Origin of the sequence: uncultured Aquincola sp. (assembly GCF_964001545.1) — a bacterium.
Lineage (GTDB): Bacteria > Pseudomonadota > Gammaproteobacteria > Burkholderiales > Burkholderiaceae_C > Aquincola.
Genome location: NZ_CAXFDV010000676.1, coordinates 1 through 8,202 on the forward strand (window position 1 = coordinate 1; position 8,202 = coordinate 8,202).

General features: G+C 69.8%; 9 protein-coding genes and 1 pseudogene. 4 read left to right on the forward strand and 6 right to left on the reverse strand.

Features of this window, described 5'->3' with window-relative positions:
• Window positions 1-22: 22 nt before the first annotated feature.
• From ABNT58_RS23780 to ABNT58_RS23795, 4 genes are read left to right on the forward strand one after another with little or no spacing between them, the layout of a single operon-like run.
• On the forward strand, window positions 23-1,612 hold the full coding sequence (locus ABNT58_RS23780; protein ID WP_348755876.1) for an alkaline phosphatase D family protein: 1,590 nt from the start codon (window positions 23-25) through the stop codon (window positions 1,610-1,612).
• Window positions 1,609-2,205 carry a PEP-CTERM sorting domain-containing protein gene (locus ABNT58_RS23785; RefSeq protein ID WP_348755877.1) on the forward strand — a complete coding sequence of 199 codons (597 nt, stop codon included), beginning with the start codon at window positions 1,609-1,611 and terminating at the stop codon, window positions 2,203-2,205. The genes ABNT58_RS23780 and ABNT58_RS23785 overlap by 4 nt, the downstream gene beginning before the upstream one ends.
• 57 nt (window positions 2,206-2,262) lie before the next feature.
• A complete protein-coding gene (locus ABNT58_RS23790) occupies window positions 2,263-2,514 on the forward strand; it encodes a type II toxin-antitoxin system ParD family antitoxin (protein ID WP_348755878.1) in 252 nt (83 codons plus the stop codon).
• Window positions 2,511-2,837 (forward strand): type II toxin-antitoxin system RelE/ParE family toxin, encoded by a 327-nt coding sequence (locus tag ABNT58_RS23795; RefSeq protein ID WP_348755879.1) that lies wholly within the window; start codon window positions 2,511-2,513, stop codon window positions 2,835-2,837. The genes ABNT58_RS23790 and ABNT58_RS23795 overlap by 4 nt, the downstream gene beginning before the upstream one ends.
• Window positions 2,838-2,861: 24 nt before the next feature.
• Here the strand turns inward: ABNT58_RS23795 and ABNT58_RS23800 are convergent, their stop codons facing one another.
• From ABNT58_RS23800 to ABNT58_RS23825, 6 genes and pseudogenes are all read right to left on the reverse strand, one after another.
• The gene (locus tag ABNT58_RS23800) at window positions 2,862-3,560 is read right to left on the reverse strand and encodes a substrate-binding domain-containing protein (protein WP_348755880.1); all 699 of its coding nucleotides are present in this window, start codon (window positions 3,558-3,560) and stop codon (window positions 2,862-2,864) included.
• 51 nt (window positions 3,561-3,611) lie between these two features.
• Window positions 3,612-4,706 carry a porin gene (locus ABNT58_RS23805; RefSeq protein WP_348755881.1) on the reverse strand — a complete coding sequence of 365 codons (1,095 nt, stop codon included), beginning with the start codon at window positions 4,704-4,706 and terminating at the stop codon, window positions 3,612-3,614.
• Between the two features lie 20 nt (window positions 4,707-4,726).
• On the reverse strand, window positions 4,727-6,019 hold the full coding sequence (locus ABNT58_RS23810; RefSeq protein WP_348755882.1) for a gallate dioxygenase: 1,293 nt from the start codon (window positions 6,017-6,019) through the stop codon (window positions 4,727-4,729).
• A 30-nt stretch (window positions 6,020-6,049) separates the two neighbouring features.
• Entirely contained in the window at window positions 6,050-7,381 is a 1,332-nt protein-coding gene (locus ABNT58_RS23815) for a TRAP transporter large permease (protein ID WP_348755883.1), read from the reverse strand.
• Window positions 7,378-7,917, reverse strand: coding sequence for a TRAP transporter small permease (locus tag ABNT58_RS23820; RefSeq protein WP_348755884.1), 540 nt, complete (start codon window positions 7,915-7,917; stop codon window positions 7,378-7,380). Before ABNT58_RS23820 ends, ABNT58_RS23815 begins: the two co-directional genes overlap by 4 nt.
• Window positions 7,918-8,007: 90 nt before the next feature.
• Window positions 8,008-8,202: pseudogene (locus tag ABNT58_RS23825) on the reverse strand (C4-dicarboxylate ABC transporter); the annotation flags it as partial.

An 8,202-nucleotide genomic window follows, 5' to 3' on the forward strand; every position in this document is an offset into this window, starting at 1 on the left:
GACCCCACGAGGAGAGCCCCGCATGAGCCAAGACCGCCACTCGACCCAACGCCGACGCCTGCTGCACGGCGGCATGGCCCTGGCCGGGGCCGCCCTGCTGCCCCGGCACCAGGTGGCCTCTGCCGCCATCGTCACCGCCGAAGCCGACCGGCCGTTGATGGCCCAGGGCATCCAGTTCGGCGACATGACGCTGGGCAACACGATGCTGTGGAGCCGGGCCGACCGGCCGGCGCGCTTGATCGCCGAGTACGCCTTCGACGAAGCCTTCACCCGCCCGGTGCGCCGCGTCGGCCCGCATGCGCTGGAGGTCACCGACTTCACCGCCCGCATGGACCTGAGCGGCCTGCCGGCCGACCGCACGGTGTACGTGCGCGCCTGGTTCGAGAGCCTGACCAACAGCCGCGCCACCAGCGAGCCGGTGCTGGGCCGCTTCCGCACGCCGGCGCTGCAGCGCAACGTGCGCTTCGTCTGGGGTGGCGACACCGCCGGCCAGGGCTGGGGCATCAACCCCGGCTTCGGCGGCATGCGCATCTACGAACAGATGCGCCGCGTGCAGCCCGACTTCTTCATCCACAGCGGCGACACCATCTATGCCGACGGCCCCATCCAGGCCACCGTCACCGCCGAGAACGGCCAGACCTGGAGCAACCTGGTCACGCCGGAAGTGTCCAAGGTGGCCGAGACGCTGGACGAATACCGCGGCCGCTACCGCTACAACCTGCTGGACGAGAACATGCGCCGCTTCAATGCCGAAGTGCCGCAGATCTGGCAGTGGGACGACCATGAGGTGACCAACAACTGGAGTGCCAGCAAGGACCTGTCGGCCGACAGCCGCTACACCGTCAAGGACGTGCCGCTGCTGATCGCCCGCGGCAGCCGCGCCTTCCAGGAATATGCGCCGATGCGCCCCTACGGCGCCGCCGAGCTGGAACGGGTGTACCGCTACATCCCCTACGGTCCGCTGCTGGACGTGTTCGTGGTGGACATGCGCAGCTACCGCGGCCCCAACGGCACCAACCTCGAGGCCGCCGAGAACGACGCCAGCCGCTACCTGGGTGCCGAACAACTGGCCTGGCTGAAGGACGGCCTGCGCCGCTCGCGCGCCACCTGGAAGGTGATCGCCGCCGACATGCCCATCGGCCTGAACGTGGGCGATGGCCGCGACGCCAACGGCAATGCCCGCTGGGAAGCCATTGCCAACGGCAACGACGGCCCGGCCCGTGGCCGCGAGCTGGAGATCGCCGGCGTGCTGCGCGCCATCAAGCAGATGGCGGTGCGCAACGTGGTGTGGCTGACGGCCGACGTGCACTACTGCGCCGCCCACCAGTACGACCCCTCACGCGCGGCCTTAACCGACTTCGACCCCTTCTGGGAATTCGTCGCCGGCCCGCTGAACGCCGGCACCTTCGGCCCCAACACGCTGGACGGCACCTTCGGCCCGCGGGTGGACTTTCAGAAGGCGCCGCCGCCGGGGCAGGCCAACCTGTCGCCTTATGCCCGCATGCAATTCTTCGGCGAGGTGAACATCGACGCGGCCAGCCGCAGCTTCACCGTCGCCTTCAAGGACATCGACGGCCAGCAGATCTACAGCCGCACGCTGGTGCCGGCATGAAGGGGCGCACGATGCATGGCATGAGCATTCCGCGGCGCTGGCGCGCTGCGCTGGCCCTGAGCGTGGCCGCCCTGGCCACCCAGGCCCAGGCGCTGCAACTGGTGGGCGTGCAGGCCGGCGGCAACGACGCCAGCGTCACGCTGAACGGCAGCAGCCTGGCGCTGGACCTGACGCTGCGCGGCAGCGCGCCGGTGCGCGTGGAGCTGGCGCTGGAAGCGGCCGATGTGGGTCAGTGGCTGGCCTTCAATGCAGTGGTCGGGGCCGGCGCTGCGCTGCCCGGCCTGCAGCTGAGCCTGCAAGGCGCCAGCTTCGGCCTGGTGGGCAGCGTCACGCCGGCCTTCGGTCAGCTGGCGTCGATCAGCGGCGACGACGCGCGACAGACGCTGCAGTTCAACCCCGCTGAGCCCTACGCGGTGACGCTGGGCGCCGCCTTCGGCCAAGCCGGCACGCAAGACTGGCTGCTGGCCCCCACCGGCCTGCAGGCCGGCGACCGGCTGGCACTGACCATCAGCGCGGTGCCTGAACCGGGCACCTGGGCGATACTGGGGCTGGGCCTGGCGGCGCTGGCCGTTGCCGTCCGGCGCAGGGTGTGATGACTGCAACGGCTCGCCCATGTTGACAACGGTTGTCAAACTGCGCACGATGCGCCGATGAGCCGCCAGACGATGAGCTTTGCCTTGCCCGACGCGATGCGCGAATACATCGACCAGCGCGTCGCGTCGGGCCACTACGGCAATACCAGCGAATACATTCGCGACCTGGTTCGGCGCGATCAGGAGGAGCAAGCCAAGAAGCGCCTGCGCGACCTCATCGAAGAAGGCCTGGCCTCCGGTCCCGGTCGCCGCCGTACCCAGGCCGACGACAGAGAACTGCGGTCCATCGCACGCGGCGACATCGATTGAAGCCAGCGCTTCTTCGACCCAAAGCGTTCGACGATCGTCGCGCTGAGGTCCGCTACTACCGGCAGCAAGGGGGCTCGCGCCTGGCGTTGACGCTGGTCAAGGCCCTGAACGAGGCCTTGGATCAGATCGAGACCGAGCCGGGCATGGGCTCACCACGCCTCGGGAAGCGGTTGGAACTTCGCGGCTTGCGGACCTGGCGGATCGCGAAGTTCCCGCTGCTGTGGTGCTACTTCGAGAGAGCCGATCACCTCGACGTGGTCCGGCTGCTGGGCGAGCGTCAAGACCTGGCTGCAATCCTGGGCAGCGAACCCGGCTTCCAGTGAAGGCGGTGACTGAACGTCGTTTCCTCAACCCTGCCGCGGCTGCAGCCCCAGGCGCACCGCCACGGCTTCGACGGCTGGCCCGGCCAGCGCTTGCAGTGCCTGCGCGGCCAGCCCCGGCTGCGCGCTGCGCGCCGCCACCGCGCCGCTGAAGGTGGTGGTGATCTGCACGCCGGCCGGCATCTCGCCCAGCACCTGCACGCCGGGCTGGTGCATCAGCTCGCTGAGCTGCTGAAAGCCCAGGCTGGCTTCGCCGCTGGCCACCAGCGAGGCCACCGGCACGCCGGCGCGGGCCTGCACCAGGCGTGCGCGCAGCGTCTCCATCACACCCCAGCGCTCGAACAGCGCCATCAGCGCCACGCCGCTGGGGCCGGTGGAGTAGCCGATGCGCGACGCCTGCAGCACCGCCTCGCGCAAGGCCGCTTCGCTGCCCACCTCGGGCGCGGGCGTGCCTTCGCGGGCGGCGATGGCCATCGGCGAATCGACCAGCGGCCGCAAGCTGCCGGGCTGCAGATGGCCGGCGGCCATCAGCTTGTCCATCGCATCGGCGGCCAGCACCACCAGGTCGAAGGACTCGCCTTCGGCCACCCGGCGTGCCGCGTCCACGCCGCCCACCGACTCGAACCGCAGCGTGCTGCCGGCCGGTGCGCACAGCGGCGCCAGCTCGGCCAGCAGCTGCCGCGTGGCCATCGACGAGATGCCGACCAGGGGAATGGATGTGCTCATGGGCAAGAAACTCCGGACTGCGTGCAACGGGGCCGCGAGTGTGCAGCAGGTTCAGAAGCTGTGCCGCACGCCCACCGCGAACCCGGTCTGCGAACCACCGGCCGCTGGCGCGTTGCCCGCCGCCGCATTGCTCACGCCCAGGGCCAGCGTGCCGTCGTTGTCGATGTGGCCGGCAGTGGCGTACACCGCTGTGCGCTTGGACAGGCTGTAGGTGCCGCGCAGCGCATAAAGCACGGCCCCGTTGGCGCTGTCGCGGTAGTCCAGCTTGAACAGCTCGCCGTCCACCGTGAAGGCCGGCGTCACCGCATAGGCGGCGCCCAGGTAGCCGAGCCGGCTGCGCGGCGTGCTGGCGCTGCCTTCGTTGTGGCGGTCGATCATGCCGGCGCCCACTTTCAGCGCATCGAACTTCACCCAGCCGGCCACGGTGGCGCGGCGGTCCTTCAGGCGGCTGCTGGTCAGGCCGGCAAAGGCACCGGTGCCGCCGCGGATCTCGTCCACCGCCAGGGCCAGGCCCCAGGTGGCGGCGTCGTATTTGGCCATCGCGCTCCACTGGCGGCAGGCCTGGCTGTCGTCGGCGTTTTCACCGGCGCAGTTGGTGCCCGAGGGGCTGGGGCCGGCATTGACCGCATCGCGGCCGAAGCTGTAGGTGGCGCCCACCGTCAGGCCGCTGAAGCTGCCGCGGTACGCGATGGCGTTGTCCACGCGTGCATTGGGCAGGTAGCTGTCCAGCGAGCCCGAGCCATAGGCAGCCGGGCCCAGGATGTCGGCATCCAGCTGCGACCAGAACAGCATCGAATACTGGCGGCCCAGCGTCAGGCTGCCCCAGTCGCCCGACAGGCCGACGAACACCTGCCGGCCCCAGCTGCGGCCGCCCTGGTTCAGCGTACCGCTGTCCACGCCGATGCCCTGCTCCAGCGTGAAGATGGCCTTGAGGCCGCCGCCCAGGTCTTCACTGCCGCGCAGGCCCAGGCGCGAGGGCAGGCTGCCCGTCAGCCCTGGCATGCGGGTGACGCTGCTGCCGGCTGCGCCAACGTGGGTGAGGTGCTCCACCGCCACGTCGATCAAGCCGTAGATCGTCACGGTCTGGGCCTGCGCCCCGGCTGCGGCGGCCAGCAGGCCGAGGGTGAACAGCTTCTTCTTCATCATCAAGGTCTCCTCCAGGTTGTCTAGACAGCTGGCTGGTCCCAGCCCAGCGCGCCGGCTTGCGTGCCGGCCACCGAATACAAGGCGCCCGGCGCATTGCGGGTCTGCTGGAAGTCCTCCAGCGTCTGGCCGCGCATCGCCGCATAGATGTGCAGGTTGCTCACGCCCACCACGGCGCCCAGCTTCTCCAGCATGAAGAAGATGGCGCCGTAGCGGATCAGGCCCTGCCAGTCGCGCTGCGCCACCATGCGGCGCTCGTCGTCGCTCAGGTCGGCGGCGGCCAGGCAAGCCGCCTCGTCGGCCAGAAAGCGCGCGCGGAAGTCGGGCTGCACCAGCTGGTGCAAAAAGCGGTTGAGCCGGTAGCCCTTGACGCTGCGCTCCAGCGTGAACGGGTAGGTGCCGGGCAGCGCCTCGGCACCGGCCAGCTGGGCGTCCACATGGGCGCGGTGGCGCTCGGCCGCCGCGGGTGCCATGCCCTGCCCCAGCGGCTCATAGATGGCGGTGGCGATGCCGGTCATCGACGGCAGGTAGTAGCTGCGGTGCAGGCAGCGCACCTGCTGCGACAGCGCACCGCGCATCACCAGCCACATGATCACCTCGGCGCCTTCCAGGCCGCCCAGCGTGGCGTACTCGGCATGGGTCATGCCGGCCAGCTGCTCGGGGTCCTGCGCCAGCAGGTCGAGAAAGCGCGCATCCCACTCGGGGTTGTTGAAGCCGGCCCGCTCGCCATGCACCTGGTGGCTGAGGCCACCAGTGGCCACCACCGCCACGCGCAGGTCTTCGGGGTAGCTTTCGATGGCGCGGCGCAGCGCCTGGCCCAGCTTGAAGCAGCGGCGCGCGCTGGGCAGCGGAAACTGCAGCACGCCCATCTGCAGCGGCACCAGCTGCACCGGCCAGGCCGGCTCATGCGGGCACATCACCGACAGCGGCGAGAAGCAGCCATGGTCCAGCGCCCGCTCCTGGAAGAAGGACATGTCGAACTCGTCGGCCATCAGGCTGCGGCCGATGTGGGCGGCCAGCGCCGGGTGACCCTGCACCGGCGGCAGGTCGCGGGCGCCACCGCCTTCGTCGGCCACCTGCCACTGCCGGCCCACTCCCAGCGCAAAGGCCGAGTAGTGGTCGAAGAAGAACGAGGTGACGTGGTCGTTGTAGATGAACAGCAGCACGTCGGGCCGCCGCTCGGCGATCCACTGCTGCACCGGCTCGAAGGCTTCGAAGATCGGCGCCCAGACCGGGTCGTTGCGCTTGTCGCGGTCGAAGGCGAAGCCGATGGTGGGCGTGTGAGAGGCGGCCAGGCCGCCGATGATCTGGGCCACGGGTGGGGCACTCCTTGCAGGGGCTGGGCGTCAGGCGCCGAAGTGGTGGATGAGCACCAGCGAGATCGCCGGCAGCACCAGCAGCGCGACGATGCGCACCAGGTCCGACGCCAGGAACGGCATCACGCCCTTGAAGGTGTCGACCAGGGGTACGTCCTTGGCCAGCCGGTTGATGATGAAAACGTTCATGCCCACCGGCGGATGCACCAGGCCGATCTCGACCACCATCAGCGCCAGGATGCCAAACCAGATGCTCTTGTCGGCCGGCGGCAGGCCATGGAAGTCCAGGCCCATCACCACCGGATAGAAGATGGGAATGGTCAACAGGATCATGGCCAGGCTGTCCATCACGCAGCCCAGCAGGATGTAGATCACCAGGATGGCCACCATCACCAGCATCGGCGGCAGGCCGCTGGCCTGCACCCAGGCGGCCAGCTCCACCGGCATCTGCGACAGCGCCAGCGCGGTGTTCAGCATGTCGGCGCCCAGCAGCACCAGGAAGATCATCGCGGTGGCCTGGGCGGTGCCCAACGCACTGGCCAGCAGGCCTTTGAGGCGCATGCCGCCGGTGGCCACGGCCAGCACGCCGCAGGCCGCCGCGCCGATGGCCGCGGCCTCGGTGGGGTTGGCCCAGCCGCCGTAGATGCCGACGATGACCACCACGAACACCGCCAGCACCGGCAGCACCTGTGCCAGCGCCTTGAAGCGCTCGGGCCAGGGCACCCGCGGGCCCGCCGGGCCGGCCGCCGGGTTCAGGCTGACGATGATGCGCACCACGATCATGTAGCCCACCATCGCGATCACGCCGGGCAGCACCGCCGCCATGAACAGCTTGCCGATCGATTCCTGCGTCAGGATGGCGTAGATCACCAGCGGCACCGAAGGCGGGATCATGATGCCCAGCGTGCCGCCCGCGGCCAATGCGCCGGTGGCCAGACCGCCGGCGTAGCCGAAGCGGCGCAGCTCGGGCAGTGCCACCTGGCCCATGGTGGCCGCGGTGGCCAGCGATGAACCACAGATGGCGCCAAAGCCGGCGCAGGCGCAGATGGACGCCATCGCCATGCCGCCGCGCCAGTGGCCCATGAAGGCCGCGACAAAGCGGAACAGCGCGGCGCTGAGTCCACCGTGGGTGGCGAACTGACCCATCAGCAGGAACATCGGGATGACGATCAGGTCGTAGTTGGACAGCCGCGCATAGGCCACGTGCTTGAGCGCGCTCATCAGCGGCGCCGACTCGAAGCCCGACAGCGCAAAGTAGCCGCCCGAGCCCATCACGAACATGGCAATGCCGATGGGCACCCGCAGGGCCAGCAGCGTCATCAGCAGCGCGAAGATCAGCCCGCCGGCTGCAATGCCGCTCATGACCGCACCCCCAGCGCCAGCCGCAGGTGCAGGCCGGCCATGTACAGGCCCGCCAGCGCCATCAGCACGAAGCCGGGCACCATCAGCACCTGCGCGATCCAGAGCGGCCAGCCGAGGATGATGCTGGTCTCGCCCGCTTCCTTCACACCCATCGCGCCCACCCAGGAACGCCAGGCCAGCGCCGCACCCACCAGGGCGAAGAGCAGCGAGCCGACAGCGTCCAGCAGCTGCACGGTGCGGCGCGAGGCACGCGCGGTGAAGAAGTCCACCTTCACGTCGCCACCGGCCAGGTGGCAGTAGGCGAAGAAGCTGGCGCAGGCAAAGGCTGCGCACATCTGCAGCATCTCCACGTCGCCAGGCACCGGCGACGAGGCCAGCTTGCGGCCGACGATGCTGACGATGCTCATGCCGACCAGCAGCACGAAGACGAGGCCGCCGGCCAGGGCCAGCGCCTTGCTGGCCAGCAGCAGCGGCCGGCCCCAGGGGCCGATGGCCGACAGCGCGCCGTCGCTGCTGCCGGGAATGGGTTCTTGCATGGGAGAGTCCGTGATCGTTGCGCCCATGCGGCGGCCCGGCATGGGCCGCCGCTGCTCAGGCGGAGGTCGGGAACTGCTGGAAGAAAGGAATCAGTTGCCGCCCGCGTGCTTGGCGATCAGCGCCCGCGCGTTGGTCAGCAGCTGCCGGCCGTCGGCGCCCTTGGCACCCACCTCGGTGACCCACTGCTCGACCACCGGCTCGGCCGCCTTCTTCCAGCCGGCCAGCTCGGCCGCGGGAATCACGTTGACCGCATTGCGGCCGGTCAGCTTCTTGCCTTCGGCATC